Origin of the sequence: Ramlibacter sp., assembly GCF_035655895.1 — a bacterium.
Classification (GTDB): Bacteria; Pseudomonadota; Gammaproteobacteria; order Burkholderiales; family Burkholderiaceae_C; genus Ramlibacter.
On the sequence record NZ_DASRTN010000003.1, the window covers coordinates 203,529 to 223,440 of the forward strand.

The 19,912-nt window shown below is 70.3% G+C and carries 21 protein-coding genes and 1 riboswitch; of the genes, 6 read left to right on the forward strand and 15 right to left on the reverse strand.

Annotation, left to right across the window (positions count from 1 at the left end; translation table 11 throughout):
• The first annotated feature begins 66 nt into the window (after positions 1-66).
• Positions 67-843 carry a DUF72 domain-containing protein gene (locus VFE82_RS01800; RefSeq protein ID WP_324998521.1) on the forward strand — a complete coding sequence of 259 codons (777 nt, stop codon included), beginning with the start codon at positions 67-69 and terminating at the stop codon, positions 841-843.
• A gap of 99 nt (positions 844-942) precedes the next feature.
• Positions 943-1,137: a DUF3606 domain-containing protein gene (locus tag VFE82_RS01805; protein ID WP_324998522.1), complete on the forward strand. Its 195-nt coding sequence runs from the start codon at positions 943-945 to the stop codon at positions 1,135-1,137.
• A gap of 5 nt (positions 1,138-1,142) precedes the next feature.
• On the opposite strand, the gene VFE82_RS01810 is transcribed toward VFE82_RS01805, so the two are convergent.
• Positions 1,143-1,730 (reverse strand): YigZ family protein, encoded by a 588-nt coding sequence (locus VFE82_RS01810; RefSeq protein WP_324998523.1) that lies wholly within the window; start codon positions 1,728-1,730, stop codon positions 1,143-1,145.
• Positions 1,731-1,805: 75 nt separating this feature from the next.
• Here VFE82_RS01810 and VFE82_RS01815 point away from each other — a divergent pair, with 75 nt between their 5' ends.
• Complete coding sequence (locus VFE82_RS01815; RefSeq protein WP_324998524.1) at positions 1,806-2,264, forward strand: DUF421 domain-containing protein; 459 nt, start codon at positions 1,806-1,808, stop codon at positions 2,262-2,264.
• On the opposite strand, the gene otnI is transcribed toward VFE82_RS01815, so the two are convergent.
• The 7 genes from otnI to VFE82_RS01850 all read right to left on the reverse strand — a co-directional run bounded on the left by otnI (position 2,254) and on the right by VFE82_RS01850 (position 8,890).
• Positions 2,254-3,066: a 2-oxo-tetronate isomerase gene (gene otnI, locus VFE82_RS01820; protein WP_324998525.1), complete on the reverse strand. Its 813-nt coding sequence runs from the start codon at positions 3,064-3,066 to the stop codon at positions 2,254-2,256. The two genes, VFE82_RS01815 and otnI, sit on opposite strands and share 11 nt — an antisense overlap.
• 1 nt (position 3,067) lies before the next feature.
• Positions 3,068-4,078, reverse strand: coding sequence for a D-erythronate dehydrogenase (gene denD / locus VFE82_RS01825; RefSeq protein WP_324998526.1), 1,011 nt, complete (start codon positions 4,076-4,078; stop codon positions 3,068-3,070).
• 15 nt (positions 4,079-4,093) lie between these two features.
• Complete coding sequence (chrA, locus tag VFE82_RS01830) at positions 4,094-5,464, reverse strand: chromate efflux transporter (protein ID WP_324998527.1); 1,371 nt, start codon at positions 5,462-5,464, stop codon at positions 4,094-4,096.
• Entirely contained in the window at positions 5,461-6,339 is an 879-nt protein-coding gene (locus tag VFE82_RS01835; RefSeq protein WP_324998528.1) for a chromate resistance protein ChrB domain-containing protein, read from the reverse strand. The genes chrA and VFE82_RS01835 overlap by 4 nt, the downstream gene beginning before the upstream one ends.
• A gap of 93 nt (positions 6,340-6,432) precedes the next feature.
• Complete coding sequence (metW, locus tag VFE82_RS01840) at positions 6,433-7,017, reverse strand: methionine biosynthesis protein MetW (RefSeq protein WP_324998529.1); 585 nt, start codon at positions 7,015-7,017, stop codon at positions 6,433-6,435.
• The gene (gene metX, locus VFE82_RS01845) at positions 7,014-8,207 is read right to left on the reverse strand and encodes a homoserine O-succinyltransferase MetX (protein WP_324998530.1); all 1,194 of its coding nucleotides are present in this window, start codon (positions 8,205-8,207) and stop codon (positions 7,014-7,016) included. Before metX ends, metW begins: the two co-directional genes overlap by 4 nt.
• A 116-nt stretch (positions 8,208-8,323) precedes the next feature.
• Positions 8,324-8,890 (reverse strand): TMEM165/GDT1 family protein, encoded by a 567-nt coding sequence (locus VFE82_RS01850; protein WP_324998531.1) that lies wholly within the window; start codon positions 8,888-8,890, stop codon positions 8,324-8,326.
• Between the two features lie 3 nt (positions 8,891-8,893).
• A riboswitch (yybP-ykoY riboswitch) is annotated at positions 8,894-9,074 on the reverse strand.
• 112 nt (positions 9,075-9,186) lie between these two features.
• Between VFE82_RS01850 and VFE82_RS01855 the strand changes: the two genes are divergently transcribed.
• Both VFE82_RS01855 and VFE82_RS01860 read left to right on the forward strand, forming a co-directional pair.
• On the forward strand, positions 9,187-10,389 hold the full coding sequence (locus VFE82_RS01855; protein ID WP_324998532.1) for an ammonium transporter: 1,203 nt from the start codon (positions 9,187-9,189) through the stop codon (positions 10,387-10,389).
• A 252-nt stretch (positions 10,390-10,641) separates the two neighbouring features.
• Positions 10,642-11,139 carry an RNA-binding protein gene (locus VFE82_RS01860; protein WP_324998533.1) on the forward strand — a complete coding sequence of 166 codons (498 nt, stop codon included), beginning with the start codon at positions 10,642-10,644 and terminating at the stop codon, positions 11,137-11,139.
• Positions 11,140-11,300: 161 nt separating this feature from the next.
• Here the strand turns inward: VFE82_RS01860 and VFE82_RS01865 are convergent, their stop codons facing one another.
• Genes VFE82_RS01865 through VFE82_RS01880 form a run of 4 tightly spaced genes read right to left on the reverse strand, consistent with a single transcriptional unit; the run spans position 11,301 to position 14,269 of the window.
• The gene (locus VFE82_RS01865) at positions 11,301-12,083 is read right to left on the reverse strand and encodes an SDR family oxidoreductase (RefSeq protein WP_324998534.1); all 783 of its coding nucleotides are present in this window, start codon (positions 12,081-12,083) and stop codon (positions 11,301-11,303) included.
• Between the two features lie 4 nt (positions 12,084-12,087).
• On the reverse strand, positions 12,088-12,717 hold the full coding sequence (gene lptC / locus VFE82_RS01870) for an LPS export ABC transporter periplasmic protein LptC (protein WP_324998549.1): 630 nt from the start codon (positions 12,715-12,717) through the stop codon (positions 12,088-12,090).
• An 11-nt stretch (positions 12,718-12,728) separates the two neighbouring features.
• Positions 12,729-13,268 carry a KdsC family phosphatase gene (locus VFE82_RS01875; RefSeq protein ID WP_324998535.1) on the reverse strand — a complete coding sequence of 180 codons (540 nt, stop codon included), beginning with the start codon at positions 13,266-13,268 and terminating at the stop codon, positions 12,729-12,731.
• Positions 13,268-14,269 (reverse strand): KpsF/GutQ family sugar-phosphate isomerase, encoded by a 1,002-nt coding sequence (locus tag VFE82_RS01880; protein WP_324998536.1) that lies wholly within the window; start codon positions 14,267-14,269, stop codon positions 13,268-13,270. Before VFE82_RS01880 ends, VFE82_RS01875 begins: the two co-directional genes overlap by 1 nt.
• Positions 14,270-14,368: 99 nt before the next feature.
• Between VFE82_RS01880 and VFE82_RS01885 the strand changes: the two genes are divergently transcribed.
• Positions 14,369-16,357, forward strand: coding sequence for a cation:proton antiporter (locus VFE82_RS01885; protein WP_324998537.1), 1,989 nt, complete (start codon positions 14,369-14,371; stop codon positions 16,355-16,357).
• Positions 16,358-16,369: 12 nt separating this feature from the next.
• Here the strand turns inward: VFE82_RS01885 and VFE82_RS01890 are convergent, their stop codons facing one another.
• The 3 genes from VFE82_RS01890 to VFE82_RS01900 form a co-directional block, all read right to left on the reverse strand.
• Positions 16,370-17,125, reverse strand: coding sequence for a hypothetical protein (locus tag VFE82_RS01890; protein ID WP_324998538.1), 756 nt, complete (start codon positions 17,123-17,125; stop codon positions 16,370-16,372).
• A gap of 239 nt (positions 17,126-17,364) precedes the next feature.
• Positions 17,365-18,753 (reverse strand): tRNA uridine-5-carboxymethylaminomethyl(34) synthesis GTPase MnmE, encoded by a 1,389-nt coding sequence (gene mnmE, locus VFE82_RS01895; RefSeq protein WP_324998539.1) that lies wholly within the window; start codon positions 18,751-18,753, stop codon positions 17,365-17,367.
• A 27-nt stretch (positions 18,754-18,780) separates the two neighbouring features.
• On the reverse strand, positions 18,781-19,857 hold the full coding sequence (locus VFE82_RS01900) for a hypothetical protein (RefSeq protein ID WP_324998540.1): 1,077 nt from the start codon (positions 19,855-19,857) through the stop codon (positions 18,781-18,783).
• Positions 19,858-19,912: the final 55 nt, after the last annotated feature.

Genomic DNA, 19,912 nt, shown 5'->3' on the forward strand with positions numbered 1-19,912 from the left:
GCAGCCCGCCACTTTACGCCGCAGGTCGCGGGCCCGCTAGAGTGGGGGCTGCCACGAGGAGCCCTGATGAGTGCAGCCCAGGTTCGCGTCGGCGTCGGTGGCTGGACGTTCGAGCCCTGGCGCAACAACTTCTACCCCAAGGCCCTGCCGCACAGCCACGAGCTGCGCTATGCCAGCCGCCATCTCACCGCGATCGAGGTGAACGGCACCTTCTACAGCACCTTCCAGGCACCCACCTTCGCCAAGTGGCGCGACGAGACGCCCGACGGCTTCGTCTTCAGCTTGAAGGCGCACCGCTCCACCACCCACCGGCGCGAACTGGCCACCGCCGGCGACGCGATCGAGCGCTTCCTGGCGTCCGGGCTGGCCGAGCTGGGCGACAAGCTCGGCCCGATCGTCTGGCCCTTCATGCCGGCCAAGGCGTTCGACCCCGCCGACCTGGAAGCCTTCCTCTCGCTGCTGCCAAGCGAGCTGGCCGGCCGGCCGTTGCGCCACGTGCTGGACGTGCGGCATCCCAGCTTCGATTGCGAGGCGTACCTGCAGCTGGCCCGTCGGCACGGCTGCGTGACCGTGCACACCGACTCGCCCAAGTGGGCCAACATCGTCGATGCGCAGGCACCGTTCGCCTACCTGCGGCTGATGCGCAGCCAGGCCGCGCTGCCAACGGGCTATCCGCCGCAGGCGCTCGACGACTGGGCGGACGGCTGCCGCCGCTGGACCGCCGGCGCCCGGCCGCGCGACGCCTTCGTGTTCTTCATCAACGGGGACAAGGAACGTGCGCCCGCCGCCGCCACGGCCCTGCTGGAACGGTTGGGCTGGAGGCCCACGGTCGCGCCCGAGTAGGAGCCGGACGACACCGGCTTCCGCCGTCCACGGGCAAGCACGGCCTTGAGACGCAGGCCCAATGGAGCCCGTTCCAAGAACAGACATGGGAGTACGGCTATGGCCTTCGTCTTCGACACCGTTCCAGCCGATCGCGGCCTCATCGACATGAACAACCCGCGTGAAGTCAGCTGGTGGACCAAGCGTTTCGCCTGCAACGAGACGCAGTTGCGCGAGGCGGTGGAACAGGTGGGGCCGAATGCCGCCCAGGTCGAACAGCTGCTCGACGGCCAGGAATACATCCTTACCGTTTGAGGCCGTCAGTCCTGTCGGGCCCAGTGCAACCGGCCCTGGCCGGCCGCGTCGAGCCGCTCTCGCAGCGCGGCCATGTCGTTCTCGGGCGCGCTGAACTCGACCAGCACCTCGTCGGCATGGCGGGCCGACAGCAGCTGCGCACCGTGCGCGGCCAGCTGCCGCCGTAGCCAGCCCTCCAGGTCATAAGGGACCGCGCACGCGGCCCGCGCCCGCCGCTGCATCAGCACCTGTTGCCCTTGCAGCAAGGCCTGCGCCACCGCCTCGGTGTAGGCACGCACCAGGCCTCCCGCTCCCAGCTTGACACCCCCGAAGTAGCGCACCACCGTGGCCAGCACGCCATCGAGCTCCTGGCGGCGCAGCACTTCCAGCATTGGCCGCCCGGCCGTCCCGCCCGGTTCGCCGTCGTCGTGGGCAGCGGAGTGGCCACCCGCCATCAAGGCCCAGCAGACGTGTGCCGCTCCCGGATGCTCGTTCCGCAACGCTGCGACGTGTTCCAGCGCCGCAGCGCGGTCGGGCACCGGCTGCACGCAGCCGAGGAACCTGCTCTTGCGAATCACCAATTCGCTGTGGACGGGTGCGGCCAGGGTCTGCATGTGGGGAGCATCGTACGTGCGCTCACGGCTGAGGCTGACATCGGGCCGCCGGAACTTGCGCCCCAATTGGCGGCGATGCTGGAGATGGACACGCCCTGGTGGGAACTGATCGTCCGCGCGGCCGCCGTGTACGCCGCGCTGCTGGTCCTCGTGCGGGTCTCGGGCAAGCGGACGGTCGGGCAATTCACGCCGTTCGACCTGCTCGTGATGTTGCTGCTGAGCGAAGCGGTCTCGAACGCGCTGTCCGGGGGTGACGAGTCCGTGCTCGGCGGGCTGATCTCGGCGTCCACGCTCCTTGCGCTGAACTTCAGCGTGGGCTGGTGCACCGCCCGCAGCCGCCGCCTGGAAGCGGCGATCGAGGGCCAGGCCGTGCTGCTGGGCCGCGACGGACGGGTCTACCCCGATGTGCTGCGCCGGGAGCGGGTGGGGCAGGCGGACTTCGACAAGGCCCTGCGCGAAGCCGATTGCCACCTGCAGGAGATGCGCTGCGCGTTCCTGGAGGCGGACGGCAGCATCAGCATCCTCAAACGCTAGCGCGCCCGAGCCAGCCCAGGCCCTGGCTGGTGCCGCCGGGCACCGCGCCGCGTGCGGGCCGGTACTCGCAGCCGATCCAGCCGTCCCAGCCGCAGCCCCGCGCCACCTCGTCGATGACACCGAACAGGTACGGGTAGTTCACTTCACCCAGATCGGGCTCGTGCCGCTGCGGCACCCCCGCGATCTGGAAGTGGCCGACGCGCCCGGTGGGCAGGTACTGCCGGATCCTGGCGGCCAGGTCGCCCTCGACGATCTGGCAGTGGTAGAGGTCCATCTGGACTTTCACGTTGGGCGCGCCGATCTCGGCCAGCAATGCATGCGCATCGTCCTGGCGGTTGAGGAAGAACCCCGGGATGTCGCGCGTGTTGATCGGCTCCAGCAGCAGGTCGGTGCCCTGGGCCGCGGCCTGCTCGGCGGCCCAGCGCAGATTCGCCACATAGGTCGCGCGCAAGGCTTCGCGGGTCTGGCCCTCGGGCACCAGCCCGGCCATCACGTGCACGCGCGGGCAGCCCAGGACCTTCGCGTAGCGCAACGCCTCCGCGATGCCGGCCCGGAACTCGGACTCGCGCCCCGGCAGGCAGGCCAGGCCGCGTTCGCCGTCGTCCCAGCGCCCGGGCGGACCGTTGAACAGCACCTGCTGCAGGCCGTGCTCCTGCAGGCGGGCCAACAGCGCTTCGGGCGGATGCTCGTAGGGGAACAGGTACTCGACGCCCCGGAAGCCGTCGGCCGCCGCGGCGCCAAAGCGCTCCAGGAACGACAGTTCCGGGTAGAGCATCGACAGGTTGGCGGCGAAGCGCGGCATGTCAGCGCACCGGCAGCCGCACGGCGTCCGGGTTCTCCTGCACGTACTCGCGCACGACCTGCTCGAAGCTGTCGTCGGCCTTCAGGCCGAGGGCACGCGCGCGTTCCCAGGTCAGGTTGCCCGGCCACGTGCTCACCAGCCGCAGGATGTTGTCATCCACCTTCCAATCGAGCAACGCGGTCGCGGCCGGGCCGCCGACCTTCTCCAGTGCGGCCGCCATCTCGCCGACGCTGGTGCGCAACGAAGGGAGATTGAGGGCCGTGAGCGGTCCCCATTCGGCGGGCGAGGCCTCGGCCGCCCGCAGGATGCCTTCGATCGTGCGTGTGGGCGATGCCAGGGCCACGGGAACGTCCGGCGGCACCGGCACCGTGGCGCGCACGCCGGCGAGCGGCTCGCGCACCATGCCCGAGAAGAAGCCCGAAGCGGCGCCGTTCGGGCGACCCGGTCGCACGCTCACGGTCATCAGCCGGACGCTGCGGCCCGTCACGAACCCCTTGCGCGCATAGTCGGCGACGAGCTGCTCGCCGATGAACTTCTGGATGCCGTAGCTGCCCTGCGGTGTCGGCAGCGTGTCATCGGTGATCGGGTCCGGCAGCGGCCGGCCGGGCTGCTTGCCGAACACGGCGAGCGAGCTGGCGAATACCAGCACCGGCCGCGTGCCCAGGGCCCGGCTCGCCTCGAGCAGGGCGTGCGTGGCCGCGAAGTTGCTGCGCATGCCCAGGTCGAAGTCGGCCTCGCATTCGGCGCTCACGGCGGCTGCCAGGTGGAACACCGCGTCGGTCCCGCGCGCCGGCAGCTGGCGCGAACTGGCCAGCTCGAGCAGGTCGCCACCGACGAAGCGCACCCGCGGATCTGCACGCAGATCGGCCGGGGGGTCCGCACGGTCGGTGAGGGTCAGCGAGGTGATCGCGGCATCGGGTGCGCCGGCCAGGGACAGTCGGCCCCGCTGCAGCAGCGCGCGGGCCAGGCGGGCGCCGAGAAAGCCGCTGCCGCCGGTGATCAGGATGTTCATCCGGCCAGCATAGCGTCAGGCGGCGAGCACCAGTCGCAGGACCAACCCTGACACGGCGCAGCCGGCGATGACCGGGATCACGCCAAGCCGGAACCGCAGCAGGGCCACCGCGGCGGCCGCTGCCAGGGCGAGCGCCGCCCAGTCGACAGGACCGCCGGGCGCGGGCACGGCGATGTGGGCCAGGAAGAACAGCGCCAGGCTGGCGATCACGCCCACGACGGCAGCGGTCACACCCGTCAGCGGGGCGGTGAAGGTCATCTGCCCGTGGGTCGACTCCACCAGCGGTCCGCCGGCCAGGATGAACACGAAGGAAGGCAGGAAGGTGAACCAGGTCACCACGCAGGCCGCCAGCGCCGCCCCGGTGAACAGCGCGCCGGGCCCGAGCACCTGGTGTGTCCAGCCACCGACGAAGCCGACGAAGGCCACCACCATGATCAGCGGCCCGGGCGTCGTCTCGCCCAGCGCCAGCCCGTCGATCATCTGGGGGCCGGTGAGCCAGTGGAACTGCTCCACCGCACCCTGGTAGACGTAGGGCAGCACGGCGTAGGCGCCACCGAACGTCAGCAGCGCGGCCTTGGTGAAGAACCAGCCCATCTGGGCCAGCGTGGCCTGCCAGCCCTGCCACAGCACGAGGGCGCCCATGGGCAGGAGCCAGAGCAGCGCACCCGCGGCCAGCACGGCCGCCAGCCGGGACGCGCTGTAGCGGGCGTGCGCCGGCGTCGGGGTGTGGTCGTCGATCAGGGCCGGGCCCGCATCGTGTCCGGCCGTGGCGTGGCCGCCCGCCCGGGCGAACTGCGCGGGCCACCAGCGCCCGCCGGTGGCGCCGATCGCCGCCGCCGCCAGCACCACGATCGGGAAGGGGATCTTGACCACGGCGATGGCGACGAAGCTGCCCAGCGCGATCGCCCACAGGAGGGGGGACTGCGCCGGCCGCGCAAGGGTGCGGCCGCCGATGCGCCACACCGCCTGCAGCACGATGGCAGCGACGGCGGGCTTGATGCCGTAGAACAGGCCGGCGACCCAGCCGAGGTGGCCGAAGGCGACGTAGATCCAGCTCAGCCCGACGAGGATCCCCAGCGACGGCAGCACGAACAGGGCGCCGGCCGCCACGCCGCCCCAGGTGCGGTGCAGCAGCCAGCCGATGTAGGTCGCCAGCTGCTGCGCTTCGGGCCCGGGCAGCAGCATGCAGTAGTTCAGCGCGTGCAGGAACCGCTGCTCCGAGATCCAGCGGCGCTGCTCGACAAGCTCGCGGTGCATGATCGCGATCTGGCCGGCCGGGCCCCCGAAGCTGATGAAGCCCAGGCGCAGCCAGAAGCGCAGCGCCTCGCCGAACGGCACGCCCGTCGGCGCACGCGGCGCGGCGCGGGTGTCCGGCACGGCGCTCATGACGGCCCCCCCTGCAGCTCGTGCGCCTGCCAGGTGTGGGTCTCGGCGTCGGGATTGCGGCACCAGGCGTACAGCGCGTCGTAGAGCCCCATCCCGGCCTGCAGTGCCCGGCCGTCGTCGGCATGCAGCTGCGACAGGCCCAGAGACAGGGCCAGCAGCCCCCCGGATTGCGGCGTGAGCGATGGCCGGCCGGTGTCGGCCCCTCGCACGATCGCGCCCAGCCGGTCCAGCGCTGGCAGCCGCAGGTCGAACGCCTCCAGCAACGCGTCGAAGCTGCAGCGCTCCCACCGGTGCGACAACGCGACCCCGGGAATGTCGAAGGGCACGGCACCCAGCGTGGCGGCCTGCTCGAGCACACGATCGGCCGGCACGTAGAAGATGTCCGCACGGGGGTCGATGAACCGGCGGATCAGCCACGGGCAGGCGATGCGGTCGACCTTGGGGCGCTCGCGCGTGACCCAGCGGGAGGGGCGCTCGCCCGTCACGCCGAGGTCGGGCCGCTTGCGGATCGTCGGTGGCCGGAGGGAGCGCCAGCCGCGGATCGAAGTGTCCGGATCGAGACCGTGCTCGCCGCCCTCGAAGCCACCGGCCAGCGCGCGCGCATTCCAGCCGGCCGCGCGCAACGACGCGGCGGCGCGCCGGCTCACCTCGTGTCCTTGCGTGCAGTACACGACCACCTGCGAGGCGGGGGCCATGCGGGACCATGCGTCGAGGTCCGCCGGCGCACATCGCTGGGCACTGGCGACGAGGCGATCGCTGGCGGCGAACTGCGAGGGCGGCCGCACATCGAGCAGCTGCGGCGCGTCGGGCCGGCCGAGCCGCATCGCAAGCTCGGCGGGTGCAATGGAGGGGCAAGAGGGGATGGCGGTGTCCACGGGAAACTCCGGAGGTGAGTTGCCAGCGCTTGGACGGGACACCGTCTTTCCCTGCGGAACGGGAGGCTGAAATCCCGTGCCGACGATGCTACCTCAACCCCGCTCGAACTTGAACACGGCCGTGCCGGCGCGCAGGTTCGGCAGCCGTCGCACTTCGCGGCCTTCCTGCAGGCCGAAGGCGTCGAGGATGGACAGCCGGTTGCGCGTGGCCAGCACCTCGAAATCCTTGAATGTGCCGACCCGGATGTTGGGCGTGTCGTACCACTGGTACGGCAGGCGCTTGGTCACCGGCATCCGGCCACGCAGGATGGACAGCCGGTTGGGCCAATGGGCGAAGTTCGGGAAGGCGACGATGCCCAGCTTGCCCACCCGCGCGGTCTCGCGCAGCATGGTCTCGGCATTGCGCAGGTGCTGCAGCGTGTCGATCTGCAGCACCACATCGAAACTGTCGTCCCCGAACAGGGACAGCCCTTCGTCCAGGTTCAGCTGGATGACGTCGACACCGCGCCGGGCGCACGCCAGCACGTTGTCGTCGGCGATCTCGATGCCGTAGCCGCTGCAGCCGCGCTCGCGGCGCAGCAGATCGAGCAGGGCGCCGTCGCCGCAACCGAGGTCGAGCACGCGGGCGCCCTCGGGCACCAGCCGGGCGATCGTCTGCAGGGTCCGACGGTCGCTCATGCCTTGGCCTCCAGGGCAGCGGCGATCCGGTCGAACCAGGCGCGCACCAGCGACAGGTAGCGCGCGTCCTCCAGCAGGAAGGCGTCGTGCCCGTGCGGCGCGTCGATCTCGGCGTAGGTGACGCTGCGGCGGTTGTCCAGCAGGGCCTTGACGATCTCGCGGCTGCGGGCGGGCGAGAAACGCCAGTCGGTGGTGAAGCTGACCAGCAGGAACCGGGCGGTCGCCGCGGCCAGGGCCTTCGACAGGTTGCCGCCATGGCGCAGCGCCGGGTCGAAGTAGTCCAGCGCGCGCGTGATCAGGAGATAGGTGTTGGCGTCGAAGTACTCGCTGAACTTGTCGCCCTGGTAGCGCAGGTAGCTCTCGATCTGGAACTCCACGTCCTGCGTGGTGTACCGGTAGCCGAGGCCCGCCGCGGCCAGCACCGCGTCGGGCGAGGGCGCTTCGTCCGACGCCGGCAGCGGCGTGGCCCGCAGGCTGCGGCCGAACTTCTCGTTCATCACGTCGTCCGACAGGTAGGTGATGTGGCCGATCATGCGGGCGATGCGCAGGCCGCGCCGCGGCACGACGCCATGGGCATAGAAGTGGCCGCCGTGGAAGTCGGGGTCGGTGACGATGGCGCGCCGCGCCACCTCGTTGAAGGCGATGTTCTCCGCCGTCAGGTTGGGCGCACTCGCGATCACCGCGGCATTGGCCACCCGCTGCGGATACTGGAGCGTCCACGACAGGGCCTGCATGCCGCCCAGGCTGCCGCCCATCACGGCGGCCAGCCGGGCGATGCCCAGGCCGTCGAGCAGGCGGGCCTGCGCGTCGACCCAGTCCTCCACTGTGACGACCGGGAAGTCCGCGCCGTAGATGCGGCCGGTGTCCGGGTTGGTGTGCATCGGTCCGGTCGAGCCGAAGCAGGACCCGAGGTTGTTCACGCCGATGACGAAGAAGCGGTCGGTGTCCACCGGCTTGCCCGGACCGATCATCGTGTCCCACCAGCCTTCGGACTTCTCCTGCCCCGGATAGACGCCCGCGACATGGTGCGACGCGTTCAGCGCGTGGCAGATCAGCACGGCATTGGAGCGGTCCGCGTTCAGCCGGCCGTAGGTCTCGTAGGCCAGGTCGTAGCCGCGCACGGAAGCGCCGCTGCGCAGTGGCAGCGGCTCGGCGAAGTGCATGGACCTCGGTTCGGCGATCAGCGTCATGGCACGAAAAAACCCGGCGTCGCTAAGTACGAGGCCGGGTTCTTGCGCGGGCTTCGTCTTTAGCTGAACTTGTTAAGCGCCCGCAAGCGGAAGCAAATCGGCGCGGAGGCAGTATATCAACCCCAGCCGAGCAAGGCCGCCGCACCCAGGACGGCGAAGATCGCCGCCGAGACCAGGTGCACCATGCGGATCGGGACGCGCCGCGTGATCCGTTCGCCGAACCACACCACCGGCGCATTGGCCAGCAGCATGCCCAAGGTGGTGCCCGCCACGACCGCCGCCCATGCGTTGTAGCGGGCCGCCAGGACCACGGTGGCGACCTGGGTCTTGTCCCCCATCTCGGCCAGGAAGAAGGCAATGACAGTCGTGGCAAACACGCCCAGGCGCGAACTCTCGTCCCCGAGCTGGTCCTCGTCGAGCTTGTCGGGCACCAGCATCCAGGCCGCCATGGCCAGGAACGACGCACCGAGGATCCAGCGCAGCACGTCGCGGCCGAGGACCTCGGTGACCCAGGCGCCCACGGCGCCCGCCAAGGCGTGGTTGGCGAGCGTGGCGACGAAGATGCCGGCGACGATGGGCCAGGGCCTGCGGAAACGTGCGGCGAGCAGGAGGGAGAGCAACTGCGTCTTGTCGCCCATTTCGGCGAGCGCGACGAGTCCGGTGGAGATGAGGAAGGCGTCCATGGAAAGCTGCGGCCGGGGCGGATGAACCGATGACTGCGCAGCAGCCCCGGCCGTGACGGAGGCTGCGCAGTCAAAGGTCTCGCCAAACCGAAGCTGCTTGCGCCATGGGTGGACACCCAAGTTTGTTGACGCAAGCCCCTCTCGCGTTCGAAGGGAGGCTACTCCCCAATGACCGCTCCATTGTAGTGCGGCCTCGCCCGCACCCTTCCGGCGCAGAAATTGCTTGCCTTTGGTGCGCCCGGGCCCCGACGCCCGGATTCGCACCACAACAGCGCAATTTCATTCAAGAGGGTCTCATGGAAGCACTCAAACAGGGCTCGGACACCCTGTTCATCCTGCTGGGCGGCATCATGGTCCTGGCCATGCACGCCGGCTTCGCGTTCCTGGAACTGGGGACCGTGCGCAAGAAGAACCAGGTCAACGCGCTGGTGAAGATCCTGTCGGACTTCTCCGTGTCGACCGTCGCCTACTTTCTGGTCGGCTACGCCGTCGCCTACGGCACCAACTTCTTCGTCGGCGCCGAGCAGCTCGCCGCGCGCAATGGCTACGAACTGGTGAAGTTCTTCTTCCTGCTCACGTTTGCGGCCGCGATCCCGGCCATCATCTCCGGCGGCATCGCCGAGCGCGCCCGCTTCGGGCCGCAGCTGATCGCCACGGCCGTCATCGTCGGCCTGGTCTATCCGCTGTTCGAGGGCGTCAGCTGGAACCGGGCGTTCGGCGTGCAGGACTGGATCCACCGCGTCGCGGGGCACGACTTCCACGACTTCGCCGGGTCGGTCGTGGTGCACGCGGTCGGCGGCTGGCTGGCACTGCCGGCGGTGCTGCTGCTGGGCGCCCGCAGCAACCGCTACCGCAAGGACGGCGCGATGTCCGCCCATCCGCCCTCGAACATCCCATTCCTCGCCCTGGGGGCCTGGATCTTGACCGTGGGCTGGTTCGGCTTCAACGTGATGAGCGCGCAGACGATCGACAAGGTGTCCGGCCTGGTGGCCGTCAATTCGCTGATGGCCATGGTCGGCGGCACGCTGGCCGCGCTCGCCCTCGGACGCAACGACCCCGGCTTCGTGCACAACGGACCGCTCGCCGGACTGGTCGCGGTGTGCGCCGGCTCCGACCTGATGCATCCGCTTGGCGCGCTGGTGGTCGGCGCCGTGGCGGGCGCCATCTTCGTGGTGATGTTCACCATCGCGCAGAACCGCTGGAAGATCGACGACGTGCTGGGCGTTTGGCCGCTGCACGGGCTGTGCGGCCTGTGGGGCGGTCTGGCGGCTGGCCTTTTCGGCAGCAAGGCGCTCGGCGGCCTTGGCGGGGTGAGCTTCGGCGCCCAGGCGATCGGCAGTCTCCTGGGCGTGGCCTGGGCGGTCCTGGGCGGCGTCGTGGTCTACGGCACGCTCAAACTCATCCTTGGACTGCGGCTGTCGCAGGAGGAGGAGTACGAGGGCGCGGACCTCGCGATCCACCGCATCGGCTCCACCCCGGAACGCGAAGCGAACTGGTGACGCGGGCGGCAGCGCCTGTCCGCGTGCTGTTCAGCCAGGCGCCGTGCGGATCCCACGGTCGATGGTGTCCAGTGGAAAAAGTCGGGGGCACCCCCCTTGCGTGGTGCCCTGTGATCTGCTCCATAATGGCTTCGACGTGGATCTAGCAGTGCCACGCGGTTTGCGGTGAACAGGTCACTTTCGCTTCTCGGTTTGATGCGTTTTCGGGACTCCATCGCTCTGGTCAATGTGTTTTCTTAGGAGTCCCAGGACATGGGCAACAAACTTTACGTGGGCAACCTGCCCTACTCGGTGCGCGACAGCGATCTGGAACAGGCGTTCAGCCAGTTCGGCGCGGTTTCCAGTGCCAAGGTCATGATGGAGCGCGACACCGGCCGCTCCAAAGGTTTCGGTTTCGTCGAGATGGGCAGCGATGCCGAAGCGCAAGCGGCCATCAACGGCATGAACGGCCAGCCCCTGGGCGGCCGCAGCGTCGTGGTCAATGAGGCCCGTCCGATGGAATCCCGTCCCCGCACCGGCGGCTACGGCGGCGGCGGCGGTGGTGGTTACGGCGGCGGTGGCGGCGGCTACGGTGGTGGCGGCAGCGGCGGCGGCGGTGGTGGTTACGGCGGCGGCGGCGGTGGCCGCAGCGGCGGTGGCGGCGGCTACGGCGGTGGTGGCCGCAGCGGTGGCGGCGGCGGCGGCGATGGCGGTTTCCGCAGCCCGTACGGCTCCGGCCCGCGCGGCGGCGGCAACCGCGGCGGCTACTAAGCACTGCAGAGATCCGGGCGCCCTTGGGCGCCCCGAATGCCCGTCAACCCTGGTTGGCGGGCATTGTGTTTTGGGGCCGCCACGACGTCACCATCCCGGTGAACTGCCGCCAACCGGCCAGGACATTCCTCTTGTCCAACGGACGAGACCCTGGGCCGGTCTCAGGTGCCCTGGCGCTGCTTGCGCGCCCGGCCCACCAGCAACCGGTCGAACACCGCGTTGGGCAGCATCCGCATCAGCTTTGCCACGATCCCCATCTGCCACGGGATCACCGCGTAGCTTCGGCCGCGCTCGATGGTCCAGTGGGCCCGATCGGCGAAGGCCTCCGGCGCCATCAGGAATGGCATGCCGTAGCGGTTGCGCTGCGTGAGCGGCGTGTCCACGTAGCCCGGCGCGATCGTCACGACCCTGACGCCGGCGGGGCGCAGCTCGCCACGCAGGCTCTCGCAGTAGCTGATGACCGCCGCCTTGCTGGCGCAGTAGGCGGCGTGGCCCGGCAGGCCACGGATGCCGGCCACGCTGGCGATCCCCACCAGCGTGCCCGAGCCGCGTTGCGTCATGGCCTTGATGAACGGATGGAACGTCGCCGCCACGCCCACGTTGTTGGTCGCGAAGGTGCGAGCGATCACGTCCAGATCCTCGCGGATCGCGCTGTCCACCCCGATGCTGATGCCCGCGTTGGCGATCACCACATCGGGGAGGCCCTGCGTGGCCAGGCACTGCGCACCGGCCGCCACGATGCTGTCGGTGTCGGCCACGTCGGCCGCATACACCGCGTACCGCGCCGGCTCCAGCCCGCGCTGGGCGGCCCAGGCCTGGATCTCGCCGGTGCGGCGCGCCACCAGGGCCAGGTCCCAGCCGGCCTGGTGGTAGCGCCAGGCGAGCGCCTGGCCGATCCCGCTGGAGGCGCCGGTGATGAAGACGAGCTTGCGCGCGGCGGCCATGCGTCTAGGGCTGCTGCCTGCCGGCGTCCGGCATCAGCCGGCCACGCACGCGTCCCTGCAGCTGCATGACGCGGTCGAGGTTGTCGTAGTCCATCTGGTCGGCAGTGAACTGGTCGCTGCCGCGGATCAGGGTCACCGGCTTGTGCGACTTGACCCGCTCGCTGTTCACGAAGACATGCAGGAATTCGCCCTGGAACTCCAGCCGCGGCGCGGCGCTGCCCGGAGCCGGTTCCCGCGTCACCACGGCATCGCCCATCAACTGCACCTCGGAGCCGTCGGCGTTGCTCAGGCCCCGCTCCGCTGTGGCGACCGTGACCAGCCCCCGCTCGTCGAACGAGCGGATGCGCGGGTTGTCGATCTCGAGCGTGTCCGTGTCGGGGTAGTGCCGCGCGACGGTCCCGAAGATCTCGCTGCGCAGGCGGCCATTCGGCTCGAAGGTCTTCACCGCGAAGCCCCGCATGAAGTAGTCGGGCTCGTGCAGCACCGGCCGCTGGTCGGCCGTGCCGCCGAAGAACGCCGGCGTGTTGCGGGCCAGCCAGTAGGTTCCGAGCGCCAGCACACCCATCAGGATCACCGGCAGGTACAGCGCCAGGCGGTCCCAGGTGTTGCGCACCTGCCGCCACCGGCTCACCATCGGTCCGGCCTTCAACCGTAGGTCTCCAGCAGCTGCGCGTAGCGCCCACTGGCCACCAGCAGCAGGTCGCAGAACTCGCGCGCCGCGCCATGGCCGCCAGCCGCCGTGGTGACGTGGCGCGCCACCGCCTTCACCTCCGCGTGGGCGTTCGACGGGGCGGCGGGAAAGGCGCAGCGGCGCAGGACCGGAAGGTCGGGCCAGTCGTCGCCGATGGCAGCGGCTTGCGACCAGTCGAGCCCCAGCGCCTCCAGCACCTTCTGGGCAGCAGGCGCCTTGTCCTCGGTGCCGTAGTGCACGTGGGTGATTCCCAGCGCCGCCAGGCGCGTGCGCAGCGGCTTCGAATCGCGACCGGTGATGACGGCCGGCGTGATGCCCGCACGCTGCAGCAGCTTCAGGCCCAGTCCGTCGAGGATGTGGAATCGCTTGAGCGTCTCGCCATCCTCCGACATGTACAGCCCGCCGTCGGTGAGCACACCGTCGACGTCGAAGAAGGCGACGCGCACGCCTTGGGCGGCCAGCAGGAGCTGCGGCGGAAAGTGCAGCGCCGGCATCAGATGACCTTGGCCCGCATCAGGTCGTTGGTGTTGACGGCACCGCACAGCCGGCCGTCCGCGTCGACCACGAGCACGCTGGTGATGCGGTGGCGCTCCATCAGGTCGGCGGCTTCCACCGCCAGGGCATCGGCCCGGATGGTGCGCGGGTTGGGATGCATCACGTCACGGGCGGCGACGGCGCGCAGATCAGCGCCCTTCTCGATCAGTCGGCGCAGGTCGCCGTCGGTGAAGATGCCCAGCACCCGGCCGTCCTGGTCCGCGATGGCGGACGCCCCGAGTCCCTTGGCGCTCATCTCGCGCATCAGCTGGGGGAAGGGCGTGTCCGGCCCCACCCGGGGCACGGCGTCGCCGCTGCGCATGACGTCGCCGAGGTGCGTGAGCAGCTTGCGGCCCAGGGCGCCCCCGGGATGCGAGCGCGCGAAATCCTCGGTCTTGAAGCCGCGCGCATCGAGCAGCGCCACCGCGAGGGCGTCGCCGAGCGCGAGCTGCGCAGTGGTGCTGGCGGTCGGCGCGAGGTTGAGCGGACAGGCCTCTTTCTCCACGCCGCTGTCCAGCACGATGTCGGCATGGCTGGCGAGCGTCGACCTGGGATTGCCCGTCATGGCGACCAGCGGCGCGCCCAGGCGCTTGAGCACCGGCAGGATCGCCGTGATCTCCTCGCTCTCGCCGCCATTGGAGATGGCGAGCACCAGGTCGACCGGCTTGATCATGCCGAGGTCGCCATGGCTGGCCTCGGCCGGGTGCACGAACATGGCGGGCGTGCCGGTGGACGCGAGCGTGGCGGCGATCTTGCGGCCGATGTGGCCGCTCTTGCCCATCCCCATCACGACCACGCGCCCGCGCACCTGCAGGATGGCCTCGACCGCGCGCGCGAATGCCTCGCCGGTGCGGGCCTTGAGGCCCAGCACCGCGGCAGCTTCGATGTCGAAGGTCTCCTGCGCCAGGCGCAGGGCCTGCGCGGGATCGAAAGCCTGTGCTGAGGGAGACGAAGCGGACATAGCGGGCGATTCTAGGTCGGGCAGGAACGACCGGACCGCACGCCCGGCCGGCGCCTGGGCATCGGCAAGGTCATCCGTCCAGCCGTTAGCATCGGGGCCATGTCCACCCTCGAACTCACGCTGGTCTACCTGCTGGCCGCCGTGCTCGGAGTGGTCGCGTGCCGGTCGCTGAAGCTGCCCCCCATGCTGGGCTACCTGGTGGTGGGCGTGCTGATCGGACCGAACGCCCTGGGCTTCGCCGACAACTCGGCGGGCGTGCGCTACCTCGGCGAGTTCGGCGTCGTCTTCCTGATGTTCGTGATCGGGCTGGAGTTCAACCTGCCCAAGCTGCGCGCCATGCGCCGGCACGTCTTCGGGCTGGGGCTGTACCAGGTGGTGCTGACCATCGTCGCCGGCACGCTGGGCAGCCTGGCGCTGGCGGCCATCGCGCCGGGACTCTGGCGCATGACCTGGCAGACGGCGCTGGTGCTGTCCGGTGCCCTGGCGATGAGCAGCACCGCGATCGTGATCAAGCTGGTGGCCGACCGGCTCGAGCTGGAGTCGGAGCACGGCAAGCGGGTGCTCGGTGTGCTGCTGTTCCAGGATCTGGCCGTCGTGCCGCTGCTGGTGCTCATCCCGGCGCTGGGCAGCAAGCCCGAGGCGCTGTTCATGGCCTTGGCGCTCGGTACCGCCAAGGCCGCGGTGCTGATCGCGCTGCTGCTCACAGGCGGCCAGCGGGTGATGCGCTGGTGGCTCACGCTCGTCGCGCGGCGCAAGAGCGAGGAGCTGTTCGTGCTGAACCTGCTCCTGATCACGCTCGGGCTGGCCTGGCTCACCGAACTGGCAGGCCTGTCGCTGGCGCTGGGCGCCTTCATCGCGGGCATGCTGATCTCGGAGACCGAGTACAAGCATCAGGTCGAGCTGGACATCCGGCCCTTCCACGACGTCCTGCTCGGCCTGTTCTTCATCAGCATCGGCATGATGCTCGACTGGCGGATGGTGGCCGACCGCTGGGGGCTGGTGCTGCTGATGGTGACCGTGCCGGTGCTGTTCAAGCTGGCACTCGTGACCGTGCTGGCGCGGCTGCTGGGGGCCACGCCGGGCGTGTCGCTGCGCACCGGCCTGTACCTGGCCCAAGCGGGCGAATTCGGCTTCGTGCTGCTGACCCTGGCCCAGCAGAACAGCCTGGTGCCGCCGGCGCTGCTCAATCCGATCCTGGCGAGCATGGTGCTGTCGATGCTGGCCACGCCGTTCATCATCCTGCACAGCAACCGGCTGGTGATGAAGCTGGTGGCCAGCGAATGGCTGCAGCAATCGCTGCAGATGACCACCATCGCACGCAAGTCGATCAACGCCAACAAGCACGTGATCATCTGCGGCTATGGCCGCTGCGGGCAGAACCTGGCCCGCATGCTGGAGGGCGAGAAGATCCCGTACATGGCGCTAGACCTCGACCCGGACCGCGTCCGGCAGGCCGCCGCGGCAGGCGACTCGGTCGTGTTCGGCGATGCGGCGCGGCTGCAGGCGATGATGGCGGCCGGCCTGGCGCGTGCCAGCGCGGTCGTGGTCACCTACCTGGACGTTCCGGGGGCGCTCAAGGTGCTGGCCAACACGCGCGCGCACGCGCCCCAGGTGCCGGTGATCGTGCGCACGCAGGACGACCACGACCTCGAGAAGCTGCAGGCGGCCGGGGCCACCGAGGTGGTGCCGGAAGCGATCGAGGGCTCGCTGATGCTGGCCAGCCATGCACTGGCCCTGGTGGGCGTGCCGATGCGGCGGGTGATCCGCATCGTGCAGGACCAGCGCGATGCCCGCTACAACCTGCTGCGCGGGTATTTCCACGGTGCCGATGACGACACGGTGGACGAGCTGCAGCACGAGCGCCTGTCCACGCTGACCCTGCCGATCGGAGCCCGCGCCATCGGCCGGCCGCTCGGCCACTTCGCGCTGCATGCGATGGGCGTGCGGACGGTGAGCCTGCGGCGGGCCGATGGCCGCTCGGCAGCGCTGGACCAGGATCCGCTGCTGGAAGGCGGCGACACCCTGGTGCTGTCCGGGCGCGCCGAGTCGCTGGCGGTCGCCGAGCAGCGGCTGCTCGGCGGAAGCTGACCGGGCGCCCGGTCAGCGCAGGTCGCCGTACTGCGACGTGCTGAGCACCGGCGGACGCGAGTCGTCGGGCTGCTCGGTGTCCTCGTAGCCGGTCAGCAGGGTGAAACTCTGCGGGCCGTGGACCTTGCGGCCATCCTGCGACTTGGCGGAGGGACGGTGCTCCAGGCCGGCTGCCAGGGCCTGCTTGAAGGCGGCCACCTCGTCCACGCCGATCGGGTCGAACGGGTTCTTCACCGCTGCGGCGGCCGCGGCACGGGCCGCCGGCGGGGTGGGGGCGGCGGTCGCGACGGACGCCATGGTGCCGACGCCGCTTGTCGCGACGGCCTCGCGGGTCACGATCGGCGCCACGTCGGTGGTCGCCGCCGCGGCCGCGGGTGCCAGCGGGCGTCGCGGGCGTGGCGGAACGTCGTTGGTGGACGGCTGCTTGCCGGTGGCGGGCCGGATCGGCACGCTGATGGCAATCTGGTCGTTCTGCCGCCAGTAGACGGCCTTGACGACGATGTCGTGGCGGGCCTTGGCCGTCTCGGTGATCACGGCCTCGATCTCGACCAGCCGGGTGGCGTTGTGCATCTGCGGTCCGGCCAGGTCGATCATGGCCATGAACTGCGTGCCGCGGCGGTCCAGCGACAGGACCTTGAACTTGTAGCTCGACGACAGCACGCCGGCGCGGATCATCGCTTCGCGCACCACCGTGTAGAGCATCTCGCGACGGGCGACCCGTTCGCTCTTGCGGTGCGCTGGATCGTCGTGCTCGGTCTCGGGCCGCATGCCCGGCATCATCGTGGCTTCGGGCCGTCCGAGGCCGGAACTCGGCGGTCCTTCGACCTCCGACGGCTTCCTCCTGGACAACCAGCTCAGCAAAGTCATTCGGCTCTACTCCCTCTTTGCACCAGCGTGCGTCGGGCCAGTTTAAGCCTCATCCATTCGGCGCCATGTAACCGGAGGTGCCAACCGCGCGCACTCAGGATGTGCGGTGCGGGCCATCGGACGAGCGGCCCGCGCGGCCCCTACTTGCCGATGCAGAAGCTGGAAAAGATCACACCCAGCAGATCGTCCGCGGTGAACTCGCCGGTGATCTCGTTCAATGCGTTCTGCGCCAGTCGCAACTCCTCGGCCATCAGGTCGAGGGCCGGGGTGCGTCCTGCCAGCTGGCCGGCCGCCTCCATGAGGTGCGCATCGACGCGGCGCAGGGCCTGCAGGTGCCGCTCGCGGGCGATGTAGACGCCCTCCGGCGCCGACTGCCATCCGGCAAGTTCCAGCAACCGCCTGCGCAGAACCTCCAGGCCTTCGCCGGTCCTGGCCGACAGGCGCAGCTCGCCATGAGCGTTGCCGCTGCCGGGCGGTGGTACCGCGGCATCCGCCTTGTTCCACAACTGCAGCACCGGCACAGCAGCCGGGGCGTGCGCGCGCAGGGTCCGCAGCAGCTGCTCGTCGGCCTCGCGGTAGTCGTGCAGCTCGGCGCGCGTGAGGTCGTGCAGGAACAGCACGGCATCCGCCGCGGCGATCTGCGCCCATGCACGCGCGATGCCGATCTTCTCGACGGGGTCGTCGCTCTCGCGCAGGCCGGCAGTGTCGATCACGTGCACCGGGACGCCTTCGATCTGGATGGTCTGCCTGACCACGTCGCGCGTGGTGCCCGGGATCGGCGTCACGATGGCGAGTTCGGCGCCGGCCAGCGCATTGAGCAGCGAGCTCTTGCCGGCGTTGGGCTGCCCGGCGATCACCACCTGGATGCCTTCGCGCAGCAGTGCCCCCTGGCGCGCGCGCTGCATCACGCCGGCCAGCGCGGACTGCAGCCGCTCCAGCTGCCCCTGCGCGTCGCCTTGTCGCAGGAAATCGATCTCTTCCTCCGGGAAGTCGAGCGTCGCCTCGACCAGCATCCGCAGGTGAATGAGCGCGTCGCGCAGCTGGTGGATCTCCTGCGAGAACTCGCCGGCCAACGAGCGGCTCGCGCTGCGGGCCGCGGCCTCGGTGCTGGCGTCGATCAGGTCGGCGATCGCCTCCGCTTGCGCCAGGTCGATCTTGTCGTTGAGGAAGGCACGCTGGGTGAACTCGCCAGGCTCGGCCAGGCGCAGGCCGATGCCGGCCCCGGCCTGCAGGCAGCGGGCCAGCAGCAATTGCAGGACGACCGGGCCGCCATGCGCCTGCAGCTCGAGGACGTCCTCGCCGGTGTAGGAGTGCGGTGCGGGAAAGTGGAGGGCCAGCCCTTGGTCGATGGCCCGTCCGTCGGCGCCGCGGAACGGCAGGTAGGTGGCTTCGCGCGGCTTGAGCGCCCGGCCGCAGACCGCGTCGATGACCGGCTGCACGGAGCGGCCCGAGACCCTCACGATGCCGACCGCGCCGCGACCCGGTGCGGTGGCGATGGCGGCGATGGGATCGTTGGCGCGCGACAGCATCCCCCGATGCTAGCCGCCGCCGGAGCGTCAGGCCGCGACCGGCTCCTGGGCCAGACGGTTGCGGCTCAGGCGCGCGTCGACCAGGCCGACGATCTCGTTGACATGCTCGTTGGACAGCTCCAGCTGCTGCGCGATGCGCTTGACCAGGCTGTCGACGCGCTCGATCTGCGACGCACCGCCGAACAGCGCCCGTGCGGCGGACGAAGGCTTGAGCAGCGAGGACGCGGCCTGCGCGTACTTCTCGAACGGCACCAGGTCGGCTGCGTCGGCGCCGAGCCGGATGCACAGCTGCGAGGTCCAGTCGTAGATCTCGCGCGACAGCACGATGTCGCCATGCACCGCCTCGCGGATCGGGATGATCTCGGTGGCACGGATGCAGCGGTAGTTGCCCGTGAGCAGCATCGGCCACTTGGCCAGGGGCACGAACAGCGAGTCGTGCACCTTGAGCTTCACGGGGATCTCGAGCCGCTCGCCGGAGGCATCGAGGCGGGCGAGCTCGATGTCCGACTCGAGCCGGCGCAGCAAGGCGGTGAGGGCCTGGTCGCCGAAGGACGCCGCCTTGAAGTTGGTGGGCAGGCCCACCTGCAGAACGTTCTTGGGCTGGTCGGCCGGCCGGAAGGCCTGCGGGTCGGGGCTGGCCAGCGTCACCAGCGCCGGATCGAAGGCCTCCCACACCGAGGGATCGGTGTAGCAAGGCTCCAGCAGCTCCGCGCGCAGCCGCGGGATGCGGCGCAGGTACGGCAGCGGCGGCATGTTCATGATGGCCAGGCAGGGCGTGCGCGCCGCGGCCAGTCGCGCCATGAGCTGCCGCACACCGTCCTCGCCGTACTGGCCTTCCTGCATCCCCAGCACCGCGAGGTCGAAGCCGGCCGGATCGACCTGCTCGGGCGACGCGGCGCGCAGCGTGCCGGGCAGGTCGTGCGAGCGCAGTTCGACCAGCTCGCTGCGGCCGCGCAGCGGGAAGCGGACCACCGTGCCGTCGCGGTTGATCAGCTCGGCGGTGCGCGGCGTGCACACCAGGGTCACGCGGTGACCGGCCATCAGCAGCTTGGTGGCGAGCAGTGAGCCATAACTGGCGCCGAGGATGAGGATGCTGGTCGTCAAGAGCGTCTCCTGGGGCAGCTTGCGCGGGTCGCAAGGTGGGAGCACCATTATGGGA